22 protein-coding genes are annotated in these 26,543 nt (G+C 61.7%); 14 read left to right on the top strand and 8 right to left on the bottom strand.

Annotated elements, in window-relative coordinates; genetic code table 11:
* Positions 1-39: 39 nt before the first annotated feature.
* Positions 40-2,466 carry a penicillin-binding protein 1A gene (locus KQ940_RS04915; protein ID WP_217412319.1) on the top strand — a complete coding sequence of 809 codons (2,427 nt, stop codon included), beginning with the start codon at positions 40-42 and terminating at the stop codon, positions 2,464-2,466.
* A gap of 75 nt (positions 2,467-2,541) precedes the next feature.
* Here the strand turns inward: KQ940_RS04915 and KQ940_RS04910 are convergent, their stop codons facing one another.
* The 3 genes from KQ940_RS04910 to rpmE form a co-directional block, all read right to left on the bottom strand.
* On the bottom strand, positions 2,542-3,786 hold the full coding sequence (locus KQ940_RS04910; RefSeq protein ID WP_217412318.1) for a malic enzyme-like NAD(P)-binding protein: 1,245 nt from the start codon (positions 3,784-3,786) through the stop codon (positions 2,542-2,544).
* Positions 3,787-3,872: 86 nt separating this feature from the next.
* Entirely contained in the window at positions 3,873-4,658 is a 786-nt protein-coding gene (locus KQ940_RS04905; protein WP_217412317.1) for a thermonuclease family protein, read from the bottom strand.
* An 11-nt stretch (positions 4,659-4,669) separates the two neighbouring features.
* A complete protein-coding gene (rpmE, locus tag KQ940_RS04900) occupies positions 4,670-4,888 on the bottom strand; it encodes a 50S ribosomal protein L31 (RefSeq protein ID WP_217412316.1) in 219 nt (72 codons plus the stop codon).
* Positions 4,889-5,141: 253 nt separating this feature from the next.
* On the opposite strand from rpmE, the gene KQ940_RS04895 reads away from it, so the two are divergent.
* From KQ940_RS04895 to KQ940_RS04860, 8 genes are all read left to right on the top strand, one after another.
* Positions 5,142-7,346, top strand: a complete 2,205-nt coding sequence (locus tag KQ940_RS04895; protein WP_217412315.1) for a primosomal protein N' — start codon at positions 5,142-5,144, stop codon at positions 7,344-7,346.
* 170 nt (positions 7,347-7,516) lie between these two features.
* Positions 7,517-9,274: an arginine--tRNA ligase gene (gene argS, locus KQ940_RS04890; protein WP_217412314.1), complete on the top strand. Its 1,758-nt coding sequence runs from the start codon at positions 7,517-7,519 to the stop codon at positions 9,272-9,274.
* A 6-nt stretch (positions 9,275-9,280) separates the two neighbouring features.
* Positions 9,281-9,916 carry an SPOR domain-containing protein gene (locus tag KQ940_RS04885; protein ID WP_217412313.1) on the top strand — a complete coding sequence of 212 codons (636 nt, stop codon included), beginning with the start codon at positions 9,281-9,283 and terminating at the stop codon, positions 9,914-9,916.
* 105 nt (positions 9,917-10,021) lie between these two features.
* Positions 10,022-10,552 (top strand): ATP-dependent protease subunit HslV, encoded by a 531-nt coding sequence (gene hslV / locus KQ940_RS04880; RefSeq protein ID WP_217412312.1) that lies wholly within the window; start codon positions 10,022-10,024, stop codon positions 10,550-10,552.
* A 10-nt stretch (positions 10,553-10,562) separates the two neighbouring features.
* On the top strand, positions 10,563-11,897 hold the full coding sequence (hslU, locus tag KQ940_RS04875; RefSeq protein WP_217412311.1) for an ATP-dependent protease ATPase subunit HslU: 1,335 nt from the start codon (positions 10,563-10,565) through the stop codon (positions 11,895-11,897).
* Positions 11,898-11,954: 57 nt separating this feature from the next.
* On the top strand, positions 11,955-12,332 hold the full coding sequence (locus tag KQ940_RS04870) for a gamma-butyrobetaine hydroxylase family protein (protein ID WP_217412310.1): 378 nt from the start codon (positions 11,955-11,957) through the stop codon (positions 12,330-12,332).
* Between the two features lie 330 nt (positions 12,333-12,662).
* On the top strand, positions 12,663-13,418 hold the full coding sequence (ubiE, locus tag KQ940_RS04865; RefSeq protein ID WP_217412308.1) for a bifunctional demethylmenaquinone methyltransferase/2-methoxy-6-polyprenyl-1,4-benzoquinol methylase UbiE: 756 nt from the start codon (positions 12,663-12,665) through the stop codon (positions 13,416-13,418).
* A 29-nt stretch (positions 13,419-13,447) separates the two neighbouring features.
* Positions 13,448-14,047, top strand: a complete 600-nt coding sequence (locus tag KQ940_RS04860) for a ubiquinone biosynthesis accessory factor UbiJ (RefSeq protein WP_217412306.1) — start codon at positions 13,448-13,450, stop codon at positions 14,045-14,047.
* Positions 14,048-14,062: 15 nt separating this feature from the next.
* Here the strand turns inward: KQ940_RS04860 and KQ940_RS04855 are convergent, their stop codons facing one another.
* Positions 14,063-14,476: a CopD family protein gene (locus KQ940_RS04855; protein ID WP_217412304.1), complete on the bottom strand. Its 414-nt coding sequence runs from the start codon at positions 14,474-14,476 to the stop codon at positions 14,063-14,065.
* 166 nt (positions 14,477-14,642) lie between these two features.
* Here KQ940_RS04855 and KQ940_RS04850 point away from each other — a divergent pair, with 166 nt between their 5' ends.
* Positions 14,643-16,253, top strand: coding sequence for a phosphoethanolamine transferase (locus KQ940_RS04850; protein ID WP_217412302.1), 1,611 nt, complete (start codon positions 14,643-14,645; stop codon positions 16,251-16,253).
* A gap of 4 nt (positions 16,254-16,257) precedes the next feature.
* Here the strand turns inward: KQ940_RS04850 and KQ940_RS04845 are convergent, their stop codons facing one another.
* From KQ940_RS04845 to KQ940_RS04835, 3 genes are all read right to left on the bottom strand, one after another.
* Positions 16,258-16,935 carry a DUF2927 domain-containing protein gene (locus tag KQ940_RS04845; RefSeq protein WP_343222619.1) on the bottom strand — a complete coding sequence of 226 codons (678 nt, stop codon included), beginning with the start codon at positions 16,933-16,935 and terminating at the stop codon, positions 16,258-16,260.
* 74 nt (positions 16,936-17,009) lie between these two features.
* Positions 17,010-17,672 (bottom strand): fumarylacetoacetate hydrolase family protein, encoded by a 663-nt coding sequence (locus KQ940_RS04840; protein WP_217412300.1) that lies wholly within the window; start codon positions 17,670-17,672, stop codon positions 17,010-17,012.
* Positions 17,673-17,724: 52 nt separating this feature from the next.
* Positions 17,725-18,918: an MFS transporter gene (locus KQ940_RS04835; protein WP_217412298.1), complete on the bottom strand. Its 1,194-nt coding sequence runs from the start codon at positions 18,916-18,918 to the stop codon at positions 17,725-17,727.
* A gap of 97 nt (positions 18,919-19,015) precedes the next feature.
* On the opposite strand from KQ940_RS04835, the gene KQ940_RS04830 reads away from it, so the two are divergent.
* The 3 genes from KQ940_RS04830 to serA all read left to right on the top strand — a co-directional run bounded on the left by KQ940_RS04830 (position 19,016) and on the right by serA (position 21,690).
* Positions 19,016-19,915, top strand: coding sequence for a LysR family transcriptional regulator (locus KQ940_RS04830; protein WP_217412296.1), 900 nt, complete (start codon positions 19,016-19,018; stop codon positions 19,913-19,915).
* Between the two features lie 52 nt (positions 19,916-19,967).
* Entirely contained in the window at positions 19,968-20,249 is a 282-nt protein-coding gene (gene ppnP, locus KQ940_RS04825) for a pyrimidine/purine nucleoside phosphorylase (RefSeq protein WP_217412294.1), read from the top strand.
* A 208-nt stretch (positions 20,250-20,457) separates the two neighbouring features.
* Positions 20,458-21,690: a phosphoglycerate dehydrogenase gene (gene serA, locus KQ940_RS04820; protein ID WP_217412292.1), complete on the top strand. Its 1,233-nt coding sequence runs from the start codon at positions 20,458-20,460 to the stop codon at positions 21,688-21,690.
* Between the two features lie 188 nt (positions 21,691-21,878).
* Here serA and KQ940_RS04815 read toward each other — a convergent pair whose 3' ends face one another.
* Complete coding sequence (locus tag KQ940_RS04815; RefSeq protein ID WP_217412290.1) at positions 21,879-22,889, bottom strand: alpha/beta hydrolase; 1,011 nt, start codon at positions 22,887-22,889, stop codon at positions 21,879-21,881.
* A gap of 71 nt (positions 22,890-22,960) precedes the next feature.
* Here KQ940_RS04815 and KQ940_RS04810 point away from each other — a divergent pair, with 71 nt between their 5' ends.
* Complete coding sequence (locus KQ940_RS04810) at positions 22,961-26,221, top strand: mechanosensitive ion channel domain-containing protein (protein ID WP_217412288.1); 3,261 nt, start codon at positions 22,961-22,963, stop codon at positions 26,219-26,221.
* The last annotated feature ends 322 nt before the right edge of the window (positions 26,222-26,543 follow it).

Raw genomic sequence — 26,543 nt, 5'->3', positions numbered from 1 at the left:
TGCTCAGGCTCAAGAATAATCCACCCCATCAGGGCTAGCATGCGAATTTTTCACAAAATATTCAAATGGCTGAGTGTACTGACCGCCGCCGGTCTGGTTGCACTCCTGATTGCCACCGCAGGTATCTACTACTATTTCGCGCCTCAACTGCCCGACGTTGAAACCCTTCGCGAGGTCCGCTTTCAGACGCCGCTTCGCGTTTACTCCGCGGATCATAAACTGATAGCCGAGTTCGGCGAAAAGCGGCGCACACCGATCGACTACGACGAAATACCCGAGGATTTCGTCCATGCGCTGCAGGCTGCCGAGGACTCCCGCTTCTTCGAGCACATAGGTATCGACATCATCGGCCTGTTCCGCGCGGCCTTTCAGCTCGCCAGCACCGGCCAGATCCAGAGCGGTGGATCCACTATCACCATGCAGGTCGCGAAAAACTTCTTCCTGACCCGTGAGCGCACGTTCAGCCGCAAGTTCATGGAGATTCTCCTGGCACTGCGCATCGAGCAGGAGCTCAGCAAGGAGGAGATTCTCGAGCTGTATATCAACAAGATCTACCTTGGCCACCGCGCTTACGGCATACAGGCCGCCTCTACGGTATATTACGGCCAGTCGATCAAAGACTTGAGCCTAGCACAGCTGGCCATGATCGCGGGCCTGCCGAAGGCACCCTCGGCTTACAACCCGCTGTCCAACCCCAAGCGCGCACTGGAACGTCGAGACTGGATCCTCGGACGCATGCTCAGCCTGGGCTACATCGACCAGACCCGCTACCAGGAGGCGGTCGCTCAACCCGTCACCGCCAGCTACCACGGCAGTGACATCGAACTCCAGGCGCCCTATATCGCCGAGATGGTACGCGCCGAGCTCTATGAGCAGTACGGCGAGGATCTCTACACCGAAGGCCTCAGCGTCATCACCACCATTGACAGCCAACTGCAGGAGAGCGCCGCATCCGCCCTGCGCAATGGGCTGATCGCCTACAGCGAACGGCACGGCTACCACGGCCCCGAACATCAATATGACACCAGCGCCCTACCCAAAGCGGAGCAGCTGAAACTGCTGGACAAGACGGCCGTTTTTGGCGGACTGATCCCCGCCCTGGTGACACAGGTTGGCAGCGACAGTGCCACCCTGCTAAGCAAGGAAGCGGGCGAAATTCAGCTCAGCTGGGACGGAATGCGCTGGGCCAGCCCCTACAAAAGCGTCAACTACGCAGGCCCCGAGCCGAAGAAACCGGCCGACATCCTGAGCGTCGGCGATCTGGTCAGAGTCATCAACACCAGCGATGGCTGGAAGCTGAGTCAAATCCCGAAAGTTCAGGGTGCCATCATTGCGCTCGACCCCAACAATGGCGGCATTAAAGCGCTCAGCGGCGGATTCAGCTTCGCGCTTAACAAATTCAACCGTGCGATCCAGGCCTATCGCCAGCCCGGCTCCAATATCAAGCCTTTCCTGTATACCGCGGCACTCGAATATGGCTTTACCCCCGCATCGATCATCAACGATGCGCCCGTGGTGTTCCACGACGTCAGTCTCGAGAGCAACTGGCGCCCCGAGAACGACAACGGCACCTTTGGCGGTCCAACCAGGCTCAGAGAAGCCCTGTATCGCTCCCGCAACCTGGTATCGATCCGCCTGATGCGCTCACTCGGCATCGACAAGGCACGCGACTTCATCCTGCGCTTCGGTTTCTCGCCCGAGCGACTGCCACAAAATCTGTCACTGGCTCTAGGCAGTGCCGACGCAACGCCGATGCAGGTGGTGACCGGCTACGCCAGTTTTGCCAACGGCGGTTTCAAGATCGCGCCCTACCTGATCGCACGCCTCGAGAGCGCCGAAGGCGACACGCTGTTTGAGGCATCACCCCTCAAAGCCTGCCCGCAGTGCCGCTATGCGGCCGCTGACAGCAACGACGACTCCAGCGAAGAGCGGCCAGGGCCGGTTGTGCAGTACAGCGACACGGAGGGCGCGGCTCCACGCATCATCACACCGGAATCAGCCTTCCTGATCTACAACGTGATGCAGGATGTCATCAATCGGGGTACCGGTCGGCGCGCACTGGTGCTGAACCGCAGCGATCTAGCCGGCAAGACCGGCACCACCAATGATCAGAAGGACGCCTGGTTCAGCGGTTTCAACCGGACGCTGGTGGCCACCGCTTGGGTCGGCTTCGATCAACCTGCTCCGCTTGGACGCCGGGAATACGGCAGCAGCGCTGCACTGCCGATCTGGATCGATTTTATGCGCGATGCACTCAAGGACACACCGGAGAGCGCCCCCTCAGCGCCAGAGGGCGTTATCAGCGCACTGATCGACCCCGCCACCGGCAAACTCGCCTACCCGGGCCAGACCGATGCAATCAGGGAGTATTTCCGCTCCGAACAGCTGCCGACCGATCACGCACAAAGCCCGGAGGAGAAGCTCGCACCGCCGACAACGGAGCAGATATTCGGTCTGGGCGGCTAATAAAAAGCGCTGTATAGCGGAATGCCGGACACAAAAAAACCAGCTCGAAAGCTGGTTTTTTTGTGTCGATCTCGCTTACTGAGTGTAGCTGGCCGGCAGCGGCAGGCGGGCAACACCGGTATCGATGGCAGCCTGAGCTACGGCATAGGAAACCGCCCCACGCAGACGCGAGTCAGTTGCCTTCGGCAGAATATACTCACGCCCGAACTCCAGAGAGTCCAGACCATAAGCTTTGAGCACCTCTTCGGTAACCGGCTGTTTGGCCAGATCTGCCAGCGCACGCACGGCAGCCGCCTTCATCTCTTCGTTAATTGCCGTCGCACGCACATCCAGCGCACCACGGAAGATGTAGGGGAAGCCCAGTACGTTGTTGACCTGGTTCGGGTAGTCGGAACGGCCGGTCGCCATGATCAGGTCGGAGCGGGTCGCCTTGGCCAGATCATAGGCGATCTCCGGATCCGGGTTGGAGCAAGCAAACACGATCGGATTTTCCGCCATCTTCAGCAGGTTTTCCGCCGACAGCAGGTTCGGACCGGACAGACCGACGAACACATCCGCGCCTTCGATCGCCTGATCCAGCGTACGCAGATCGGTTTCGGTGGCAAAGGCTGCCTTCTCCGGCGTCAGGTCATCGCGACCGGAGTGGATCACGCCCTTGCGGTCGATCATGTAGATATTTTCGACCTTGGCGCCCATATTGATCAGCAGCTTCATACAGGCACTGGCAGCGGCACCAGCGCCCAGACATACGATCCGCGCTTCTTCCAGCTTCTTACCGGCCAGTTCGAGAGCGTTGATCATACCGGCGGCGGTTACGATAGCTGTACCGTGCTGGTCGTCATGAAATACCGGAATCTTGCAGCGCTCGATCAGCGCGCGCTCGATCTCGAAACACTCCGGCGCCTTGATATCTTCGAGGTTGATACCACCAAAAGTATCGGCAATACGCGCCACGGTATCGATAAAGGCCTGCGGACTTTCGGCATCGACCTCGATATCGATCGAGTCGACACCGGCAAAGCGCTTGAACAGCAATGCCTTACCTTCCATAACCGGCTTGGACGCCAGCGGGCCAAGATCACCCAGACCCAGAATCGCACTTCCGTTGGAGATAACGGCAACCAGGTTACCTTTGGCAGTGTAGCGATAAGCCGCATCCGGATCCTTGGCGATTTCACGAACCGGTTCTGCGACGCCCGGAGAGTATGCCAGAGAGAGGTCACGGGCAGTCTCAGCAGGTGTCGTCAGCTCTACACTGATCTTACCGGGACGCGGAAACTCGTGGTAATCAAGAGCCGCTTGTTTGAATTCTTGAGACATGGTTGCTTTTTTCCACTAAGGTTGCATATGGAGAGCTTGCATCATATAGAAAGGCGATATAAGCGACAACCACGGACCCCAGTGCGTCATCCACCGATCAGTTTCATATGACGGAGATCGCTGACCCCGATCAACCAGCGCTTTCGACCGGGTTTGAGATTGCGCCCCCGGTCCACGATCCAGCCCCGCACCTCGATCCTTCTGTGCAACAGAGTCCGCAGCCAAGCCTCGGCATCCGGCTCGATCAGATCACGATCAATCCTGAGCACCAGATGGTCGTCAACCTCGAGATAGAGCGCGTTTCGGGTAAGATCCAGCTTGCTTACCCCGCCCGCAACCAGAGCGAAACCCGCGCTATTGACCGACGCAGCGGAACGCACCGGATCATCACGCCAAAGCCCCAACCGTTGCCGCCTCGCCTGCTGTTCCGCTTCGAACAGGCAATCGCTCAAGAGCAGGTTGGGCGGAATCGCGATCGCGTAGCCCAGCCCCTCGCGGACCAGACGCTCCGACAACGGCTCCCCGTCCAGCGACAGATACGCCAGCAGTCGACCATAGCGATCTCTGGGCTCTTCACCCTCGACCACCCCCAGCATCCGCCCCTGAACCCAGCGCTCAAGCATCCGGTACGCTTCGCGGGCACCGGGCTGATCCGAACGCCCCTTGCGTCCGATCTCCGGCGTATTGACGCCAATCAGACGCACCGAATCCCCGTCGACCATACGCAAGGTATCGCCATCGACCACGCTGGAAACCTTTGCCTGCCGTTCGACAGGCGGCAAAGCACACCCGGCAATAACCGGCTGCGACAACGGAACCAGGACAATAAAAAAGGCACTCCAATGGAGTGCCTTTTTCAGTATCAGCAGCATGGCCGATCGAATTACTTCTTCAGTGAACGAGCGCCAAAACGCTTGTTGAAGCGGTCTACGCGGCCACCGGAGGTCGCTTCTTTCTGCTTACCGGTGTAGAACGGGTGGCACTGGCTGCAAACGTCGACCAGCATCTCTGCTTCACCCAGGGTAGAGCGAGTGTTCATCACGTTACCGCAGGAACAGGTAACCTTGATTTCAGTGTATTCCGGATGGATACCAGCTTTCATGTCAAACCTCGAATCGTTGTTTAATGTGCCGCCACCCATCGCATCCTAATATTGCGCTGAGCACCGCACGATCGACAGAAACAGCGTCGTAGCGACATGGCTGCTCTGTAGCTTATTCTGCATCACAAAGGATAAGGCCGGGCATTATACGTACAGCCACCGGTCGTCGCAAGCTACCATGGGAGTTTAATCGGCCGGCAAACTTACTTAGACTAGGGCGCTGCGACCGACCCGCCAGCCTGGAACCCGCCACGTGATATTGCGCATCGCCCTGCCCACGCCGCTGCATCGGCTGTTCGACTACCAGCTGCCACTGAGCCGCCTGGACACGCCGCCGTGCAGAGGCTGCCGGGTTCGCGTGCCGTTCGGCCCTCGCGAGATGATCGGTCTGATCGTCGATACGCCGGAACAGAGCGACCTGCCGCTGGCCAAACTCAAACCCATACACGAGATACTCGATAGCGAGCCGGTACTGGATCCACCCCTGCTCGAACTGGGGCACTGGGCCGCCCGCTACTACCAACATCCGGTTGGAGACGCCCTGATCCAGCTGCTGCCGGTCATGCTGCGCCAGGGCAGGCCGGCCGAATTCGCCCACGCCACCCTCTGGCGCGCCACACCCGGCGCCGACACGGCCAGTCTCAGCACCACCGCCCACCGCCAACGGGAGCTACTGCAGATACTGCTCGAGCACCCTCATGGCATCAGCCCGGATGCGATTCGCGCCGAGGGCGGCCATACACCGCTGTTGAAAACGCTGGCCGAGAAGCAGCTGGCGGAGGCGTTCCAGAACCAGCCTGTCAACACTGCGCCGATTGCACCGGATCAGCTGCTGCGCGAACCGAAGCTGGTACTGCACGATGAGCAAGCGGATGCGATGGAGAAGATCGCCTGCGCCCAGGGGTTCACGCCCTTCCTTTTATACGGTGTCACCGGCTCGGGCAAAACAGAGATCTACCTGCAGGCGATCGAACAGACGCTCAAGGCCGGCAAGCAGGCACTGGTACTGGTGCCCGAAATCGGGTTGACACCCCAGACCCTGGCCCGCTTTCGCAGCCGTTTTCGCGTCCCCGTTCACGCGCTGCACTCCAATCTGACCGACCGCGAGCGCCTGGATACCTGGCTGCACGCGCGCCAGGGCAGCGCGCGCATCATCATCGGCACCCGCTCGGCGATCTTCACCCCGCTGCAGCATCCCGGCCTGATCATCGTCGACGAGGAGCACGACAGCTCGTTCAAACAGCAGGACGGTTTCCGTTACCACGCCCGCGACCTGGCCGTGGTCCGCGCCAGCCGCGAACAGATTCCGATTATCCTGGGCAGCGCCACCCCGGCACTGGAAACACTGCATAACGCCCAGAGCGGGCGCTACCAGCAGCTCAATCTGACCAAGCGAGCCGGTAACGCCATCGCGCCCCGGTTCGAACTGCTCGATATTCGCCAGCAGCCGCTCGATGCCGGACTCTCGCAGGAGCTGATCCGACGTATGCACCGGCATCTGGCAGCCGGCACCCAGGTGATGCTGTTTCTGAATCGGCGTGGTTTTTCCCCGTCGCTGATCTGTAACCAGTGCGGCACCGTCGTCGACTGCACACGCTGCGATGCGCATATGACCCTGCACCGCACACCGCCGCACCTGCACTGCCACCACTGCGACCGCCAGACCCCTATCCCTCGCGCCTGCGCCCACTGCGGCAGCAGCGAGCTACGCCCGCTCGGCATCGGCACCGAGCGCGCCGAGGATGCACTGAAACGCCACTTTCCCAATGTCCCGGTATTGCGCGTCGACCGCGACAGCACCACGCGCAAGGCGGCGCTGGAAAAGATTATGCACCAGGTACACAGCGGCGAACCCTGCATCCTGATCGGCACCCAGATGCTGGCCAAGGGCCACCACTTCCCGCTGGTCACCCTGGTTGCCATCCTCGATGCCGATGCCGGGCTGTTCAGTGCCGACTTCCGTGGCATGGAGCGCACCGCGCAGCTGATCCTGCAGGTGGCGGGCCGTGCCGGCCGCGCCGAGCACCCGGGTGAGGTGCTGCTGCAGACCCTGCATGCGGAACACCCGATGCTGCAGACACTGATCGGCAGCCACTACCTCAGTTTTGCTGCCCAGGAGATGCGGCTGCGCCACGCCGCGGCCCTGCCCCCGTTCACCTATCACGCGCTGCTGCGCGGCGAGGCGACGCGTCAGGGCTGGGCGGAGCAGTTCCTGCTCGAACTGGGCCGACAGGTCCGCGAGCAGCGCGACCTGCCCGCCGGGGTGCAGCTGATCGGCCCCTTCCCGTCACCGATGGAGAAGCGGGGCGGCCTGTTCCGCGCCCAGCTGCTGATCACCGCTGCCCAGCGCGGCGCCCTGCACACTTGGCTGGATGCACTGATCCTAACGGCTCAGCAGCATCCTCAGGGGCGCCGCGTACGCTGGGTACTGGATGTGGACCCGATCGACAACTATTGAGGATCGTCCTGACGCTCGATGGTCACAGAATCCGATTGGCATTCCCCCACATCCGGGCGATATAATGCCCGGTTTTCCGGGGTCGTCATCCTGGCTTGCAGGCTTCGGCATGGCTGCCAAGCTTCGCCGCTCGCCGGCCCGAAACCCTATTCACCCTTCAGGGTACGTTGATGAAAGAACTTATCGCACAGCTGATCGATACAGGACTCAAGACACTGATCGCCGACGGCACGCTGCCGGACGATATTCAGCCCAATATCATGGTCGAAAACACCCGTGACAAGGCACACGGCGACTTCGCCAGCAATATTGCCCTGACCCTGGCCAAGCCGGCGCGATGCAACCCGCGTGAGCTGGCGCAGAAGCTCTGCGCCGCCCTGCCTGCCTCCGACAGTGTCGAAAAGACCGAGATCGCCGGGCCCGGCTTCATCAACTTTTTCATCACCCAAGCCTCCGCCTATGCCGTGATCGGTCAGATCCTCGAGCAGGGTGAGCAGTTCGGCCGTGCCGCGCGGAACGCCGGCCCGCGGGTCCAGGTCGAGTTCGTCTCCGCCAACCCCACCGGCCCGCTGCACGTCGGTCACGGCCGCGGTGCCGCCTACGGCGCCACCGTATCCGACCTCCTCGAAGCTGCCGGTGTGCAGGTGGAGCGCGAGTATTACGTCAACGACGCCGGCCGGCAGATGAACATCCTTGCGGTCAGTGTCTGGCTGCGCTACCTGGAGCTGCTCGACGGCGAGCTGAGCTTCCCGGCCAACGGCTACCAGGGCCACTATATCCGCGATATCGCCCATGATCTGAACAAGAGCTACGGCGACCGTTTCGCGCGCCCGGTTGCCGAACTGTTCGCCGACATCACCCCGGATGAGCCCGCCGGCGGCGACAAGGAGCTGCATATAGATGCGCTGATCGAGCGTGCCCAGGCGATGCTCGGCGACGACTACACCCTGGTATTCGATGCCGGTCTCGACTCCATTCTCAGCGATATCCGCGAGGATCTGGGTGAGTTCGGCGCCGACTATCAGGTCTGGTTCTCCGAGCGCTCGCTGACCAGCAACGGCGACGTGGACAAGGCACTGCAGTCGCTGCAGGAGAAGGGCCACCTGTACGAAAAGGAGGGCAACCTCTGGTTCCGCTCCACCGATTTCGGCGATGACAAGGACCGCGTGGTCAAGCGCGCCAACGGCCAGACCACCTACTTCGCCTCCGATATCGCCTACCACATGAACAAGTTCGAGCGCGGTTTCGATCAGGTGGTGAATATCTGGGGTGCCGACCATCACGGCTATATCACCCGCGTCAAGGCGGCGATCCAGGCGCTGGGTTACGACCCGGAGCGTCTGGTGGTCAAGCTGGTACAGTTCGCCATCCTCTACCGCGGCGGTGAGCGGGTGCAGATGTCCACCCGCTCCGGCTCCTTTGTCACCCTGCGCGAGCTGCGCGAAGAGGTCGGAGCCGATGCCTGCCGCTTCTTCTACGTGACGCGCAAGGCGGACCAGCACATGGATTTCGACCTGGATCTGGCCAAGTCCGAGTCCAAGGACAACCCGGTGTACTACATCCAGTACGCCCACGCCCGCGTCTGCTCTGTCCTGCGCAAGCTGGAGCAGCAGGGCATGGCCTGGATACAGGACGCCGGGTTGAAGAACCTGACCCGCCTCGATACCGAAGCGGAGAAGGATCTGGTCACCACGCTGAGCAAGTATCCGGAACTGCTGCAGAACGCCGCGCTCAACTACGAGCCGCACCTACTGGCGAACTACCTGCGCGATCTGGCCGGTGACTTCCACACCTACTACAACGCGCACAAGATGCTGATCGACGATGCCGAACTGCGCAACGCCCGCCTGACCCTCAGCGTGGCCGTGCGCCAGGTGCTGGCCAACGGCCTGACCCTGCTCGGCGTCAGCGCACCGGAGCAGATGTAAACCACCATGGCTCGACAGGACTACGCACAGAAACGCCGCGCCAGCAGCTCGGCCAGTCGCAAGGCGCCACCGCGCAAGCAGCCGCCACCACCGCCACGTCGCCCCTGGGGGCTGGCGCTGCTCTCGCTGATCGCGCTCGGCGGCCTCGGCGTGCTGATCTACCTGCTGATCCAGACCCCGGGCGGCGCACCGGCGGCGAAAGCCCCGGTGGCCGCCCCGGTCGCCAAGGTGGAGAAACCCGCTCCGGCCAAACCGGCGGTCAAGGCGGAACCGACGCCCGACAGCGGCGAAAAGAGCAGCGAAAAGAGTGGCGAGCGCTTCGAGTTCTACAAGATGCTGCCGAAGAGCACGGTGGAGACACCCGAAATATCGGCGTACAAGTCGACGCCGAAAACCGCCAAATTGGAGACCAAGATCCTGCTGCAGGCCGGCTCGTTCCGCAACGCCGACGATGCCGAGCAGATGCGCGCACAGATGATCCTGGCCGGGCTGCCCAACGTCAGCACCAGCCGCACCGAAGGCAGCAACGGCATCTGGTACCGGGTCCGTACCGGCCCGTTCAACACCCGCGCCGAGGTCAACCAGGCGACCAACAAGTTGTATACCTTGAATATCCACCCGCTGGAGATACGCGCTGAATAAGCGCATCTCCGGCGGCGGCCGGGCGAATTCCGTCCCCCCCCCTTGAAATAGCCCGCCGCGCATCCATATCCCCTGTATTCAACGCAAAACAGGGAATCCTCTGTCATGACAACCATCGTATCCGTTCGCCGCGGCAATCAGGTCGTCGTTGGCGGCGACGGCCAAGTCTCGCTCGGCAACACCGTAATGAAAGGCAGCGCGCGCAAGGTGAATGTATTGGCCAAGCATCAGGTCATCACCGGTTTCGCGGGCAGCACTGCCGATGCCATCACCCTGCGCGATCTGTTCGAACAGCAACTGGACAAGCACCAGGGCAACATCATCACCGCCGTAATCCAGCTCGCCCGCGAGTGGCGTTCCGACCGGGTGCTGCGCCGCCTGGAGGCGCTGATGCTGGTCGCCAACAAGGACAAGACCTTCCTGATCTCCGGCAGCGGTGACATCATCGAGCCGGAGGATGGCGTCATCGCCATCGGCTCCGGCGGCAACTACGCCCTCGCCGCCGCCCGCGCGCTGGTCGACAACACCGATCTCAGCGCCCGTGATATCGTGGAGAAGAGCCTGCACATCGCCGCCGGCATCTGCGTCTTCACCAATGACAACCTGACCATCGAACAGCTCGAAACGGCCGGCTGAGGAGAACGCCATGTCCAACATGACCCCACGCGAAATCGTATCCGAGCTGAACCGCCATATCGTCGGTCAGGATGAGGCCAAGCGCTCCGTCGCCATCGCCCTGCGCAACCGCTGGCGCCGGATGCAGCTCGACGAGGAGCTGCGCCCGGAAGTGACGCCGAAAAACATTCTGATGATCGGCCCCACCGGGGTCGGCAAGACCGAGATCGCCCGCCGCCTGGCGAAACTGGCCAACGCGCCGTTCATCAAGGTGGAAGCGACCAAGTTTACCGAAGTGGGCTATGTCGGCCGCGATGTGGAGACCATCATCCGCGATCTGGTGGAGATGTCGCTGAAGATGGTGCGCGAACAGGCGATGGAGAAGCACCGCTTCCGCGCCGAGGAGCTGGCCGAGGAGCGCATTCTCGACGCCTTGCTGCCGCAGGCCCGCAGCACCGGCTTCGACAGCGAAGCGCCGAGCAAGAGCGACTCCGCCACCCGCCAGATCTTCCGCAAGAAGCTGCGCGAAGGGCAGCTAGACGACAAGGAGATCGAGATCGAGGTGGCCCAGCCCCAGGTCGGTGTCGAGATCATGTCGCCGCCGGGGATGGAGGAGATGACCAGCCAGCTGCAGAACCTGTTCTCCAACCTGGGTCAGGGGCGCAAGCAGAGCCGCCGGATCAAGGTTAAGGAGGCGTTCAAGCTGCTCACCGACGAGGAAGCCGCCGGCCTGGTCAAGGAGGAGGAGATCAAGCAGCAGGCGGTGGAACGGGTCGAGCAAAACGGCATCGTGTTCCTCGACGAGATCGACAAGGTGTGCAAGCGTGCCGAGAGCGGCGGTGCCGATGTCTCCCGCGAGGGGGTGCAGCGCGACCTGCTGCCGCTGATCGAGGGCTGCACCGTCAGCACCAAGTACGGCATGGTACGCACCGACCATATCCTGTTCATCGCCTCCGGCGCTTTCCACCTGGCACGGCCGTCCGACCTGATCCCGGAGCTGCAGGGCCGCCTGCCGATCCGGGTCGAGCTGCAGGCACTGACGCCGGAGGATTTCCGCCGCATCCTGACCGAACCCAAGGCGTCGCTGACCGAGCAGTACAAAGCGCTGCTGGCCACCGAAGGGGTGAATATCGAGTTCACCGAAGACGGCATCGCCCGCCTGGCGGAGCTGGCGTTCCAGGTCAACGAAACCACCGAGAATATTGGCGCCCGCCGCCTGCATACGATGATGGAGCGCCTGCTCGAAGAGCTCTCCTACTCGGCGGCCGATCGCAGCGGCGAGCGGATCAGCATCGACAAGGCCTACGTGGACTCCCAGCTCGGCGATGTCAGCCGTGACGAGGACCTGAGTCACTATATTCTCTAATATTGTCACCGGGCGCAGCGACGGTCGTCGCTGCGCCACCCTATCGAGGAGCTCAGCATGATTGAGGTTCCACTGCCGCGCGATATCCGTCTGCATCTCAAATCCCGCACCCTGGAGCTGGTCTACGACGACGGCGAGTTCGAACTCACCGCCGAGTTCCTGCGCGTGCTCTCCCCCTCGGCGGAGGTACGCGGACACGGTATCGGCCAGGGTGTGCTGCAGCACGGCAAGAAGCATGTCGGCATCAAGGGGGTCGAACCGGCCGGCAACTACGCGCTGAAGATCATCTTCGACGATGGCCACGACTCCGGGCTCTACACCTGGGAGTACCTGTACGACCTGGCGCATGACCGCGACGCCTACTGGCAGCGCTACCTGGCCGAGCTCGAAGCCGCCGGGAAAAGCCGCGACAACGGGCTGATTGCGCGGGGTTGATCGTTAAGGCGACCGGTGTGTCGCTTGTATCCGGTATCCGTATGGCGACACGCCGTGAGTCTCCATCCGGACACCGGATACGCTCGGAGACCTCGGAAAGCCGGCACCACTCTTTCGAGTGGTCGGTGTCACCACTACTGGCTGACCCTTCGCGCCAGGGATGGCGCGACGGAGCCCCCAGGGATGGGTTTACGGCGTGTCAGACAGTAGTGGTGACACCGGCCCGTACCTCTGCTGACAGTTAGATCGGAAGGTGGTGTACAAACAGGACAACACCCCCAATCCGGCGCTACAATGCCACCATCTTTCCACCTGGCAATTGAGCGGACGATGAGCGAGAAGAAGCAGGACACCACCCATTTCGGCTATCAGGAAGTACCCGTCGACGAGAAGGTCAAGCGGGTTGCCGACGTATTCCACTCCGTGGCGGGTAAATACGACCTGATGAACGACCTGATGTCCGGTGGCGTCCACCGCCTGTGGAAACGCCTGACCATCGAACAGAGCGGCGCCCGCGCCGGCATGCAGATCCTCGATATCGCCGGCGGTACCGGTGACCTGACACGCAAGTTCTCCCGCCTCGTCGGTCCGACCGGCAAGGTGGTGCTGGCCGATATCAACGATTCCATGCTCAAGGTCGGCCGTGACAAGCTGATCAACGCCGGCGCCGCCGGTAATATCGAGTATGTACAGGCCAACGCCGAATGCCTGCCCTTTGCCGACAACAGCTTCGACATCATTACCATCGCCTTCGGCCTGCGCAACGTCACCGACAAGGATACGGCGCTGCGCTCGATGAATCGGGTACTGAAACCCGGCGGCAAGCTGATGGTGCTGGAGTTCTCCAAGACCGACAACCCGCTGCTGACCAAGGCCTACGACTTCTACTCGTTCAACATCCTGCCGCAGATGGGCAAGCTGATCGCCAACGACGCCGACAGCTACCGCTACCTGGCCGAGTCGATCCGCATGCACCCGGACCAGGAAACACTGAAGCAGATGATGGCCGATGCCGGCTTCGTCAACTGCCGCTACCAGAACATGACCGGCGGGGTCGTCGCCCTGCATACCGGTATCAAACCCTGATACCAACGCCATAGCTCGGGAGGCCCGCCATGCCGCTGCAGATGTTCAGTGCCGGAGTGCTCGGATTTGCCGAGCAGAGTCTGAATCGGATACTGGCGCAGGATCCGGTGACGCTGGATCGCCTGGGCGAACTGGGCGGCAAGGTGGTCGCCATCGACGCCAGCCTACCGGCCTTTCAGCTGTTCCTGCTGCCACACTCGGAGGGGATCGATCTGCTCGGTCACTACGCTGGCGAGGCGGACGTAACCCTCAGCGGTGACGCTCTGTCGCTGGCGCGCCTGCCTATCGCCGGCAACGAGGTGCTGTTCGGCAAGGGGGTCGAACTGCGTGGCGATGCCGCCCTCGCCCACCGGTTACAGAAAATTCTCGCCGACACCCGGATCGACTGGGAAGCCTGGCTTGGCAATCTGCTTGGCGACGCCGCCGGACACGAGGCCGCTCGCTTGCTGCGCGCACTGGGCGGCTACGGCCGCGACAGCGCACGCTCGCTGCTGCTCAATACCCAGGAGTACCTGCAGGAGGAGGCACGCCTGCTGCCCACCCGCGTCGAGATCGATATCTTTCTCGACGAGGTGGACGAGCTGCGTGAAGCGGTCGATCGCCTGGAAGCGCGTATCAACCGGCTTTGAGGTAACCGATTCGGATCAGAAAGGTTTGACCACTACCAAGATCAGGATCGGCACAAAGATCAGCAACGGCAACTCATTGTAGAGCCGAAAATAGCGCCCGCTATGGCGCAGCTCACCCCGCTGCATCTGCTTCAGATAGGCCCGGCACCAGCCGTGGTAACCGATCAGGAAGAGTACGAACAGCAGTTTGGCGTGCAGCCAGCCGCCACTGAAACCGAACCCCAGCCAGAGCCAAAGACCGAAGCCCAGGGTGAACAGCGCCATGATGGTCATGAAGCCGTACAGCTTGCGCGCCATGATCTCCAGCCGGGTCACATCCTGCCCCGCCGCGCGCCCCTCCACGTAATGCACGAATATCCGCGGCAGGTAGAAGACCCCCGCCATCCAGCTGGTCATCGCCAAAATATGCAGCACCTTGACCCAAAGCATGCTCTCTCCTTACTCGCTTAACCGCGCCCTGGCCGAAAACGCCCAGTATGCCATTCAGATCGACACCATCCCACGATGGCGTGATAACAAGACAGTTAAGAAAGGTTTAAGTTTTATGACTTAGCCTTGGCGGCCTGGTAATAGCGTCCCGTCCGCGGAGTATCCGATGCCGTTCCGCCTGCCTGTCAAACCACTCAAGCTCGACACCTATCAATTCACCCTGGCACTGTCGCTGCTGCTGATCGGCGCCTACAACCTCCCGCTGTGGCGGATGGTACTGGACCAACCCCAGGCTGAGGGGCTGGCGGGCGCGGGTTTTCTGGTCGCGCTTTTCCTGTTCTTTGTCGCCGTACTCAACCTGCTGTTCACACTGCTTGTTCCGCGAGCATTGATGCGACCTCTTGCCATCGTCATTCTGCTCAGTGCCGCCGGTATCAGCTATTACATGAACGCCTACGGCGTGATGATCGACAAGAGCATGGTGCAAAACGCGCTGGAAACCGACCCGGCCGAGGTACGAGAGCTGTTGACACCGGGGCTGGTCGGCTGGATGCTGATCTTCGGCCTGTTGCCGGCACTGTTGGTCAGTCATATCTCGCTACCTCGTGACGGCTGGTGGAGAACATTGAAACTGCGCGGTTTGAGCAGCGTCCTGAGTCTGGCACTGATCGGTGTCCTGCTGGCGCTGCAGTATCCGAGCTTTGCCTCGCTGTTTCGCAACCATCGCGAGATACGCCACCTGATCGTACCGACCAACTACCTGTACTACGGCGTGCGCACCCTGAGCGGCGCTTATGCACAGAGCGACCGCCCCCTGCGCAGCATCGGCACCGATGCCCAGGTGAACCACACGGGCGAGCGCCCCCGGCTAACCCTGGTCGTCGTCGGCGAGACCGCCAGGGCCGAGAACTTTTCCCTGAATGGTTATGCCCGGAATACCAACCCGGAGCTGAGCCAACGCGATGTCATCTTCTTCGACAATGTCTGGTCCTGCGGCACCAGCACTGCCGAATCGGTACCCTGCATGTTCTCCGCACAGAGCCGGGACGAGTATGACGGCGATAGTGCGCGCTATACCGAGGGCCTGATGGACGTGCTCGCCCATGCCGGTATCGACGCCCTCTGGCGCGACAACAACTCGGGCTGCAAGGGTGCCTGCGACCGCATCGCCTACGAGTCGATCCAGGATGCAAGCTGCGATGGCGGCGAATGCTTCGATATGGAGATGTTGCGTGGCCTGGAGCTGACCTCGGACCGGCCGCATGACCGGGTGATCGTACTGCACCAGAAGGGCAGCCACGGTCCGGCCTACTACAAGCGCTACCCGGAAGCGTTCGCGCGCTTTGCACCGGTGTGCAGCAGTGCCGAACTGCAGAGCTGCAATACCGGCAGCATCGTCAACGCCTACGACAACACCATCCTGTATACCGATCATTTTCTTGCCCAGACCATCGATCGGCTGAAGCAGCTGCAGAACGAATACGATACCGCGCTGATCTATATGTCGGACCACGGCGAGTCCCTGGGCGAATCCGGCGTTTTCCTGCACGGCGTACCCTACCTGATTGCACCGGAGCAGCAGAAACATGTGCCGATGCTCGTCTGGCTATCCGACAGTATCAGTCAGGATCTGCATCTGGACCGGGAGTGTCTGGCCCGGCAGCGCCACCAGGCCTACAGCCACGACAACCTGTTCCACTCGGTACTGGGCCTGATGTCGGTGCAGACCTCGGTCTATAAACCGGAGCTGGACCTGTTTCGCGGCTGCATGGGCTGAACCGTCAGCGGTAGCCGAGCAGCCGGTAGAGTTCGCCCGTGCGGACCTGCCGCGCGGCGTTGGCGATCACCCCACTTCTCGCCAGCTCATCGACCACTCCCTTGCCGATCCCGCGCACCTGCTCAACCCCCATCCCCGGCTGTAGCCGGGGGTCGTAGAGCAGCTTCAACAAGATCAAGTCCAGGCCGCTGAGCAGCTGGTCGGTGGAGCGATCATTAAAGATCGACGGGAACACCCTCTCCGAATCGTTGGGTAAACCCAAAATCTGCGTCAGCTCTTCGACAATACAGCTGACCAGTTTGCCATGCAGGCTGGCCTGATCCACCGGAATCGCCACCAGTGCCCGCCGAATCTCGCCATCGCGGGTCCAGATCCGCGCCAGGCAGAGCGTGCCTTGGGGAATCCGCTCACCATCCGTCCGGCTCTGCCAGACCGGTACCAGATCCTGCTGCCGCAGCAGCAACAGCTCCACATTGGCATCAGCCTTGGCGCCGACCCGCTGTATGCGGTGACCGGTGATCTGCGCCAGCTGCTGCAGGTGGGCGTCGATCAACTGCTCGTGCAGCGCCCGGTCGCCCACCTGATGATCGACGTAGACCTGCAATGGCTGACGCCACTTGCGCAGGATCATCGGGTCGGGGCCATGCTCTGCGCGCAGGCCGACCTCGATCAGGCTATCGATAATATAGGCGGGCTGCTGCCAACGCTCGGTCGCCTTACCACCAAGAGGCAGGCAGAGCAGCAGGCAGCAGAGTATTACTCTGCGCAGGTGTCGACCCGCAGCAGATCGACGATCTCGACGCGCAGCTTATCCCCGGGCTCCAGCGCACCGACGCCTGCCGGCGTTCCGGTCAGCACCACATCGCCGGGCTCCAGGGTAAACCACTGGCTGATGTAGCTGATCAGTTTCAGGATCGGCGTCAGCATCTGCGCACTGTTGCCCTCCTGGCGCACCTCATCGTTGACGCTCAGACGCAGCTGCACATCGGTCAGATCGCCGACGCTGGCCGGCGTCAGAAAGGCGGACAGCGGACAGGCGCCGTCGAACGCCTTGGATCGCTCCCAGGGGTGACCCTTGGCCTTCAGCTTGTCCTGCACATCGCGCAGGGTCAGATCCAGCCCCAGACCGATACCGGCGATGGCGTGCTGGGCCGCCTGCTCATCCACATGACTCAGGCGCTCGCCGATCAACACCGCCAGCTCGGTCTCGAAATGGACGCTGCCCAGACCGCGGGGCACCCTGACCGGCTCCTCCATCGGGCTCAAGGCAGTGGCCGGTTTCATGAACAGCAGCGGTTCGCTCGGCACCTCGTTGTTCAGCTCACGCGCATGTTCCGCGTAGTTACGCCCAATGCACACCACCTTGCCCACCGGCAACGCAAGCGCCGAACCGTCTGCCATCTTATGCTGGTAACCCATAACCGCTCCCTTAGAAGTCTGTGTGTCAGTTGAACGCATCATAGCCCCGGCGTCAGGCCACAGCCAGTGCGGTGCTGGGCTTGCGTGCCAGCCAGAGTGCACAGCCGAGAGTTAGCCCTAGGACCAACAGCGAACCGGCCACGACCCCCGGCCAACCCGCCGCCTCCCAAAACGGGTGCAGATAGAAGCCGCCGCTGCTGGCGCCCAGGTAGTAGAACACCAGGTAGAGCGACGAGGCACTGGCCTTGGCCCGACCGGCATTGTGGCTGACCCAGCTACTGGCACTGGAGTGCGCAAAGAAAAAGCCGAAACTGTTGATAAACAGGCCCAGCACGATCGCGGGCAGGCCCGGCAGCAGCGTGACCAGCGAGCCGCACATCAGAATCAAAATCCCCAGCGCCATGCAGCGCGGCTGCCCCAGACGCAGCGCGATACGGCCCGCCAGGGTCGAACCGACGGTGCCGGTCAGATAGGTCAGAAACAGCAGACCCAGCAGCGCCGGAGACAGGTGATAGGGCGCATCCGACAGCACGAAGGTGATATAGCTGTACTGGTTGATGAAGATAAAGAAATTTAGCCCGCCGATGATGTAGACCAGCAGCAGCACCGGGTTGCGCAGATGGTGCAGCAGATCCGCCAGCATCTGCCGCGGCCGCAGCGGAGTGGCCTTGAAGTGCTGCGATGGCGGTAGCAACAGCGCGAACACCAGCAGACAGACCAGACTGACCCCGCTCATGACCAGGAAGGCGTTGCTCCAACCCAACCATTCACCGACAAAACCGCCGATCAACCGCCCACCGATGCCGCCCAGACTGTTACCGCTGATATAGAGCCCCACGGCCACCGCCACGGCACGCTTGCTAAACTCGTCCCCCATGTAGGCGATCGCCACGGCCGGCAGGCCGCCGAGAAAGATCCCCTGCAAGGCGCGCAACCCCAGCAGGGCCTGATAGTCCCGCACCAGAGCCAGGGTCAACGTAGTCAACGCCGCACCGCTCATCGTCACCAGCATGATCGAGCGCCGCCCCAGCGCATCGGACAACGGACCATAGAACAGCAGCGACAGCCCCAGCATCAGCGTGGTGACGGTGAAGCTCCAGCCCGCCAGCAGCGGCGAAATGCCGAAATCCTCGGCCAGCATCGGCAGCAGCGGCTGGGTCAGGTAGACGTTGGCAAAGATCATGAAGGAGCCCAGACACAGCGCCAGAGTTGCACGCCGGAACGCCGGATTACCCAGTTCGATCATTGTTGGCCCTCCTCGAGCAGTTTCACTGCGCAAAGAGTAGCGCTGCGCCTATAATCATAAAAATATATAATTCTTATCCAATTAATAAGGACTGCTTATGCTTGAGATCCGTGCCCTGCGCTACTTCCTCGCTGTCGTCGATGAGCGCGGATTTACCGCCGCGGCACGCCGTCTGCACGTGGCGCAACCCGCCGTCAGCATGGCGATCCGCAAGCTGGAGGAAAGCCTGGCATTGAACCTGTTCCACCGCCGCGAGCGGGGCATCGAGCTGACCGACGAGGGGCACATACTGCTGGAGCACGCCCGCCGGATCATCCGGGCCACCGAGGATGCGGAGCTGGAGATGCGCGAGCTGCAGGGGCTGGACAGCGGCGAGGTGCGCATCGGCATCCCCAGTATGCTCGGTTCCTATTACTTTCCGCCGATCCTGATGGCCTTCCGCCACCGCTACCCCAAGCTGCAGCTGACAGTGGTGGAATCCGGTGCCCGCAAGATCCAGCAGATGATCTCCGAGGGGGAGATCGACCTGGGAGTGATCGTCAGCAACACCCCACCGGAGGATCTGGAAACCCGCCCCTTCCTGCGCGATCAGATGACCGCGGTGATGCCAATGGACCATCCCCTGGCCGCTCGAGAAAGCGTCGCCTACGACGACTTCTTCAAGGAGGAGCTGGTGGTGTTCAAGCAGGGCTATTTTCACCGCGAGGTGCTGGATCGACTGGCGCAGGAATCCAACTACCCGCTGCAGATCGGTTTCGAAACCAACCTGCTGCCGCTTATCAAGCAGATCGTGCGTCAGGGTTTCGCCATCACCACGCTGCTGGCGATGGTGATCGCCGAGGACGCGGACCTGGTCGCCCGGCCGTTCTCGGAACCGGTCTGGCTCGATCTCTCCATCGCCTGGCGACGGGATGGTTACCTGTCGCGCGCCAACCGCGCCTTCGTCGACTTTCTGCTCGAGCACGCAGCGAGTGAGCAATCGCGACTGGGCACATGACAGCAACCCGAGATCTCACTATGATGCTCCTTTTTTTGCGGAGAGAGCGTATATGCTGAGCGTTAACGAGTATTTCGACGGCAAGGTAATGTCGATCGCATTCGAAGGCCCGGATGGCCCCGTCACCTCCGGCGTCATGGCGCCCGGCGAGTACACCTTCGGCACCAGCCAGAACGAGCTGATGAAGGTCACCTGCGGTGAGCTGGTGGTGCGTCTGCCCGGCAGCAACGACTGGGAGTCCTTCCCGGCCGGTACCGAGTTCAGCATCGCCGCCGAGCAGTCTTTCGACCTGAAGGTGGCCAAGCCCACCGCTTACCTCTGCTTCTACAGCTGATCCCGTCACCGCCGGTCGCTCAGACCGGCGGCTGCTCCGCTCCTGCTCCTGCTCCAGGTCCGCTCCAATCCCGCTCAACTTGAGCTGAGAATTTTTCCGCTACTCAGCCTTTTGGCCAACGCCCAAAGCCCGAGCGGTATGCTAGAATGCGTCACTTTCTTACCACCGGCCGACATGATCGGCGAAAGTTAGGAACCCGTTGCAGATGATGAGCAAACCCACATCCCTCGAAAAGAGCAAGATCAAGATCCTGCTGCTGGAGGGCGTGCACCAGTCAGCGGTCGATACGCTGAATGCCCAGGGCTACACCAACATCGAATTCCACACCGGTTCGCTGCCGGAAGAGGAGCTGATCGAGCGCATCCGCGATGTGCACTTCATCGGCATCCGCTCCCGCACCCAGTTGACCGAGAAGGTGTTCGAAGCCGCGGAAAAACTGGTCGCCGTCGGCTGCTTCTGCATCGGTACCAACCAGGTGGATCTGCAAGCGGCTACCCGTAACGGTATCGCGGTCTTCAACGCGCCCTACTCCAACACCCGTTCGGTCGCCGAACTGGTGCTGGCCGAAGCGATCATCCTGCTGCGCGGCGTGGCCGAGAAAAACGCCAAGGCTCACCGCGGCGAGTGGCAGAAGAGCGCCAAGAACGCCTACGAGATCCGCGGCAAGAAGCTCGGCATCGTCGGCTACGGCAGCATCGGCTCACAGCTCAGCGTACTGGCCGAAGGCCTGGGGATGAAGGTTTACTTCTACGATGTGGTGACCAAACTGCCGCTGGGCAACGCCACTCAGGTCGCGTCGATGGCCGAACTGCTCGGCATGTGCGACGTGATCTCCCTGCACGTGCCGGAAACCCCGGCGACCAAGAACATGATGGGCCAGGTCCAGTTCGAGCAGATGAAGAACGGCGCGATCTTCATCAACGCCGCCCGCGGCACCGTGGTCGAGATCGATGCCCTGTGCAGCGCACTGGCCAGCGGTAAGCTGCTCGGCGCCGCCGTGGATGTATTCCCGGTCGAACCGCGCACCAATGACGATGAGTTCATCAGTCCGCTGCGCGAGTTCGACAATGTGATCCTGACCCCGCACGTGGGCGGTTCCACCATGGAAGCACAGGAGAACATCGGTTACGAAGTGGCCGAGAAGCTGGTCAAGTACAGCGACAACGGCTCCTCCATCACCTCCGTCAACTTCCCGGAAGTGGCACTGCCGGAGCACCCCAACGCCCACCGTCTGCTGCACGTACACGAGAACATTCCCGGCGTGCTGTCGAAGATCAACAACGTGTTCTCCGAGAACAACATCAACATCTCCGGTCAGTACCTGCAGACCAACGACAAGGTCGGTTATGTGGTAATCGATGTGGATGCGGATTACTCGGAAGTCGCACTGGACAAGCTGAGTCAGATCGACGGCACCATCCGCTGCCGCCGCCTGTTCTAAGCGCCGCCTGCTTCAAACCGCAACGCTTTGCCTCTGAACGCCCGTCTCGCACTCGCGAGCGGGCGTTTTATGTACAGGATGTACGGTCCCTGTCTTTTGCTCCTGCAAGGACAGGATTCCCGTGGGGCGGCCCTCCGTCATCCATGACGGTCATGCCGCGGGCGCATGGATGCGCAGGAGCGGCAATCTCAGCGGCCCGAGCCGTTCTGCACGGCCCCACACTCCCGCTCCAGCAACTGCAATACCCGGCTGAACACCTGACTGCGCCAGCGCCGCGCCTCGTTGATCAGGTTGTGCCGCGCACTCTCCACCAGATACTGCTCACCCTCGGGAAACAGCCGCTGCAGCTCCTGCAGGTTGTGCCGCCACTCCACCGTGCCGTCCTCAGTGCCCTGGATGATCAGCGGCCGCAACCGGCTCGAGGGTTGCTGCTCTACCCAGTCGATCCAGCCTAGCATGGCGCCGATCCAGCGCACCGGGATCCAGGGGTGCTGCAGCGGATCACGACGACGGATGAAGGTCATAAAGTCACGGTCATGGGAGTTGTGCTGATAGACCCGGCGCACCCGCCGCAGCCAGGGTCTGAGCCAGCGATACTTGCGCCTGATACTGGCCAGATGGGTGGGTCTTAGCAGCGGCGCCAACAGTACGGGGCGGGTCAGAGGCCACCGCTGGCTGTCGGCCTCCCGCAGCAGCATCGTAGTGATGATCGCGCCGCCGGTACTGTGCCCGATCAGCGTCAGCGGTGTCTGCAGCTGAGGCAGCAGTTGGCGGATCAACTCCGCCAACTGCTCGGCATAGTGGAAGAAATCATCCACGACATGGGGCGCCCCGTTGGACAGGCCGTGTCCCGGCAGATCGTAGAGCAGCAGGTCCCAGCCCTGCTGAAACAGGCACTCCGCCAGCGGTCGCGTCAGCCCGGCGTGATCCATGTAACCGTGCACCAGCAACACCGTGCCGCGGCTGTTACTGCGCTGGCGGTAACGCTGTACCACCAGCTCGGCTGCGCAGACGGTCAGGCGTGCGATGCTGAACCGGCTTTCAGCCACCAGCGATTGCAGCCCGTAACAGCGCAGATAAGCCTCCAGGGCGGGCGGTCGCTGCCATTGATCACTGAACCGGGTCGTTAGAAGCACACGCACCTCGGCGGCGCTGAAATCTGGTTGCTCTGCAGATACCAACTGGCTGTATTGATTCAATCCCGCTTTCCTATCGGCGCTCTGTTAACGACAATAGAGTCAATGAACTGAATCGGGACCGGACTCCGGCCATGCATCGACCCTCACTCGCGTTTTCGACACGTCTCAGCCTGATCGGGCTGCTCCTGTGCACAGTATTACTGATTCAACCGCTGTTCGCTGCACTGCCCACCGCTGAGTCGCTGACCCAGCAGCTCGACAAGCTCAAACCAGAGGATACCAGCCCTGCGACTCAGGCGCTGCGCGAAGTGTATCAACAGACCCAGAGCGCACTGGACAACCTGGCCAAGCTGCGCGAGCGTACTCGGCAGTTGAACGCCCAGATCGCGCAGCAACCCGAGCAACTGGCCGCGCTGCGCCAGACGCTTGATTCCGCCATACCGAAACAGCCCGATCCGGTTGCGGCGACCGCCTCCATCGAGCAACTGGAACAGCGACTGACCCGGCACAGGAGCGAGCTGGTCGAGCTGGAGCAGCGACGCGATCAGTTGACCGAAGCGATAAGCCGCAACGATGCACTGGTGATCGATCTGCGCACCCAGCTCACGCGCCTCAGGCAGAATCCGGTTGCGCAGAGCTCTCTGCCCGAGTCCGAAGGCACTCAGGAGCTGTTGCAGGCACGCCAGGCACTGAATGAGGTGCTGGCCGAGGAGCAGGCGCTCAGAATCCAGTCCATCGAGCTTGAACTGCTGGCACTGCCGGGCGAGCTGGAGCTGAACCGGCTGGAGCTGAGTCAGGCCCGGCGCAAGATCGATCTGCTCTCCGCCAGCATCGATCTGGTCCAGAGCACACTGCTCGAGCGCCGCCGCCGTGAACTGGAGCAGTCGTTGGCGGAGCTTACCCCTCCCGAGCAACCGCTACCGGCCCCCTTGGCACAGCTGCGCCAGCTGAACCGCAACGGTAGCGAGCAGTTGAGCAGGTTGCTCCGGCGTATCGACGACAGCCATCTCCGGTTGAAAAACCTGAGTGGCCAGCTGGACAAGATCAACCAGCAGGCACAGCTGATACAGCAGCAGCTGGAGCTGGATATTCCCCAGCTCAGCGCCGAACTGCGCCACTTCTCCCGCCAATTGACCCGGCCACTGGACACCACGACCAGCCTGACCGAGATCAATCAGCTACGGCTGGCCAATTTGAGCGGCGATCGCGAACTCTTCGAACTGCAGGAGCGCCGAAACCGGTTGCCGGACGAGGTACAGGCACTGGATGCCGACTATCAACAGCAGTACCTCAGCCTCCTTGATAACCGGCAACGCCTGCTGGAGCAGCTGCGGCAGAGTCGCCAACAGTTGATCAATGTGCGTTCGCAGATTCTCAGTACCCAGCAACAGATCAACGATCAGACCCGGCAAGCGCGTACGCTGATCGAACAGCACCTGCTCTGGCTGCCCACGGTGGAGCCGCTTGGTAACGCCTGGCTCACCGACCTGAAAAGCGGCCTTGCCCATCTGCAACAGCGCTGGCAACAGTTGCGCGCGGCCCAACCGATTCTGGCCCCGAACCGCTCCCGCCTGGCGCTGTTCGGCATTCCACTGCTGCTTGTGGCCGTGGCCCTGACACTGTCAACTTACCTGCGCAAGCACTGCGAACGCTGGCACCAACAGATCGGCAAGGTCACTCAGGACCGTTTCTCCCGGACCTTCCGCCTGCTGCTGGCCACGCCACTGATCGCCACACCGCTGCCGGCATTCGCGCTGTTGCTGCAGTACTCGCTAAACACCGCTCATCCGCTGTATGACACCCTAACCCCGCTGCTGTACACACTGGCCGCGATCATCTTTGTCGATCTCTGTGCCCTGGGCTGGCTGCGCACACCTCACGGCCTGCTCTGCGCTCATCTCGAGATACCGGAGCGTCTGTGCCGTGTCCTGCGCCGCCAGATACGCTTGCTGGGCTGGGTAACGCTGCCGCTGTTGGCCGGCCTGTTCATCAGCGACGGGCTGGAGCAATCGGATCTGCTGGCATCGGGCGGGCGTCTGCTGTTCCTGCTGCTGACGCTGGTGTTGACGCGCTTCTGGTGGGTGATGTGGAGGATCAACAAGGAGTTCAACCGCCTGACCGAACACCCCAGCTGGTGGACCGATTCACGTATCTGGATCGGCGGCATGCTGGCTTTCAACCTGGTGATGTTCGGGATGGGTATCTACGGCTACCTGCTCGGCGCGCTGTTCATGATCCTGATCCTGACCCTGGTGGTGATCCAGGTAGCGCTGGTGTTCATGCTCTACCGGCTCGGCCGGCGCTGGCTGCTGATCGAAGAGCGCCGCATGGCGTTCAAGCAGGCTCAAGAGCGCCGCGCGGAACAGATCGCGGCCCGCAGCAACCACGAAGAGGAGGATCTGCCGCAACCCAAGGAGGATTATATCGACCTGCAGACCATATCGGATCAGGCCCGTACGCTGAACAAGTTGACTGCCGTAGCACTGCTGGCCCTGCTGATCTGGCTGACGCTGGGCGACTTCCTGCCTACGCTGCAGATCCTGGAGCGAATCCCGCTGTGGAGCACCTATCAAACCACAGCCGATGGCGAGGTACTGCGCGCCATTACCCTGAGCGACCTGATTACCGGACTGATCACCCTCGCCGTCAGTCTGCTCGCGGCCTACAACCTGCCGGGACTGCTCGAGCTGCTGGTACTGCGCCATCTGAAGCTGTCACCGGGTACCGGTTTCGCCATCACCACCCTGCTCAAATATATTCTGATCCTGGTCGGCGTCATGGCCGGCATCAGCCAGTTCGGCCTGGAGTGGAACAAGCTGCAGTGGCTGGTCGCGGCGCTGGGTGTGGGCCTGGGCTTCGGCCTGCAGGAGATCGTCGCCAACTTCGTCTCCGGCCTGATCCTGCTGTTCGAAAAGCCGATCCGGATCGGCGATACCGTCACCATCGGCGATGTCACCGGCCGCGTATCGCAGATCCAGATCCGCGCCACCACCCTGATCGACTGGGATCGCAAGGAGGTGGTCATTCCCAACAAGACCTTTATCACCGAGCGGCTGATCAACTGGTCGCTGACCGACGCCACCACCCGCATCGTGCTGCAAGTGGGGGTTGCCTATGGCAGCGATACCGAACGGGTCAAACAGCTGCTGGTCGATATCGCCAAAAAACACCCCCTGGTATTGAAAGACCCGGAACCCGACGCCTACTTCCGCACCTTCGGCGCCAGCACACTGGATTTCGACCTGCGCGTGTTCGTCGCCCACATGGAGGACCGCATCCCGGTCACCGATGCACTGAACCACAGTATCGACCGCCACTTCCGCGAAGCGGGTATCGAGATCGCGTTCCCGCAGCTCGACGTGCACCTGCACCGGTCACCGCCCAAGGCTTAGTGCCGATCTGGCCCGCTATCGGCAGCGGGCCAGATCATTATTACCACAATATGAAAACGTATTTTTTAATTTTCATTATCCGGAATAAGGCACCTCAGAATCCACCGAGGTATCATTGACCTCCCCGATTTGCGCCAGGAACAGACGCCAGGAGAGTCGCGTCCGTTTCTAGTAAAAAAACAACAAAAAAAGGCATAAAAAGACGCCAACAAACCGCGATCTTGTTGCCAAAATACACGATCTAACGATTTCCTCATACTTTAGGCGCAAACGGGTTACAGCGACGAAAAATTGCGTTATTTTCGCAATGCACAACGCTGTA

The sequence above is a fragment of the Marinobacterium ramblicola genome (genome assembly GCF_019084545.1).
Taxonomy (GTDB): domain Bacteria; phylum Pseudomonadota; class Gammaproteobacteria; order Pseudomonadales; family Balneatricaceae; genus Marinobacterium_D; species Marinobacterium_D ramblicola.
This window is presented reverse-complemented; position numbering and strand designations above follow the sequence as displayed.

Bases quoted from the DNA above. Each gene is read 5' to 3' on its own strand.
- KQ940_RS04915 (WP_217412319.1), top strand. From the start codon at position 40: ATGCGAATTTTTCACAAAATATTCAAATGGCTGAGTGTACTGACCGCC.
- KQ940_RS04910 (WP_217412318.1), bottom strand. From the start codon at position 3,786: ATGTCTCAAGAATTCAAACAAGCGGCTCTTGATTACCACGAGTTTCCG.
- KQ940_RS04905 (WP_217412317.1), bottom strand. From the start codon at position 4,658: ATGCTGCTGATACTGAAAAAGGCACTCCATTGGAGTGCCTTTTTTATT.
- rpmE (WP_217412316.1), bottom strand. From the start codon at position 4,888: ATGAAAGCTGGTATCCATCCGGAATACACTGAAATCAAGGTTACCTGT.
- argS (WP_217412314.1), top strand. From the start codon at position 7,517: ATGAAAGAACTTATCGCACAGCTGATCGATACAGGACTCAAGACACTG.
- KQ940_RS04885 (WP_217412313.1), top strand. From the start codon at position 9,281: ATGGCTCGACAGGACTACGCACAGAAACGCCGCGCCAGCAGCTCGGCC.
- hslV (WP_217412312.1), top strand. From the start codon at position 10,022: ATGACAACCATCGTATCCGTTCGCCGCGGCAATCAGGTCGTCGTTGGC.
- hslU (WP_217412311.1), top strand. From the start codon at position 10,563: ATGTCCAACATGACCCCACGCGAAATCGTATCCGAGCTGAACCGCCAT.
- KQ940_RS04870 (WP_217412310.1), top strand. From the start codon at position 11,955: ATGATTGAGGTTCCACTGCCGCGCGATATCCGTCTGCATCTCAAATCC.
- ubiE (WP_217412308.1), top strand. From the start codon at position 12,663: ATGAGCGAGAAGAAGCAGGACACCACCCATTTCGGCTATCAGGAAGTA.
- KQ940_RS04860 (WP_217412306.1), top strand. From the start codon at position 13,448: ATGCCGCTGCAGATGTTCAGTGCCGGAGTGCTCGGATTTGCCGAGCAG.
- KQ940_RS04855 (WP_217412304.1), bottom strand. From the start codon at position 14,476: ATGCTTTGGGTCAAGGTGCTGCATATTTTGGCGATGACCAGCTGGATG.
- KQ940_RS04850 (WP_217412302.1), top strand. From the start codon at position 14,643: ATGCCGTTCCGCCTGCCTGTCAAACCACTCAAGCTCGACACCTATCAA.
- KQ940_RS04840 (WP_217412300.1), bottom strand. From the start codon at position 17,672: ATGGGTTACCAGCATAAGATGGCAGACGGTTCGGCGCTTGCGTTGCCG.
- KQ940_RS04835 (WP_217412298.1), bottom strand. From the start codon at position 18,918: ATGATCGAACTGGGTAATCCGGCGTTCCGGCGTGCAACTCTGGCGCTG.
- KQ940_RS04830 (WP_217412296.1), top strand. From the start codon at position 19,016: ATGCTTGAGATCCGTGCCCTGCGCTACTTCCTCGCTGTCGTCGATGAG.
- ppnP (WP_217412294.1), top strand. From the start codon at position 19,968: ATGCTGAGCGTTAACGAGTATTTCGACGGCAAGGTAATGTCGATCGCA.
- serA (WP_217412292.1), top strand. From the start codon at position 20,458: ATGAGCAAACCCACATCCCTCGAAAAGAGCAAGATCAAGATCCTGCTG.
- KQ940_RS04810 (WP_217412288.1), top strand. From the start codon at position 22,961: ATGCATCGACCCTCACTCGCGTTTTCGACACGTCTCAGCCTGATCGGG.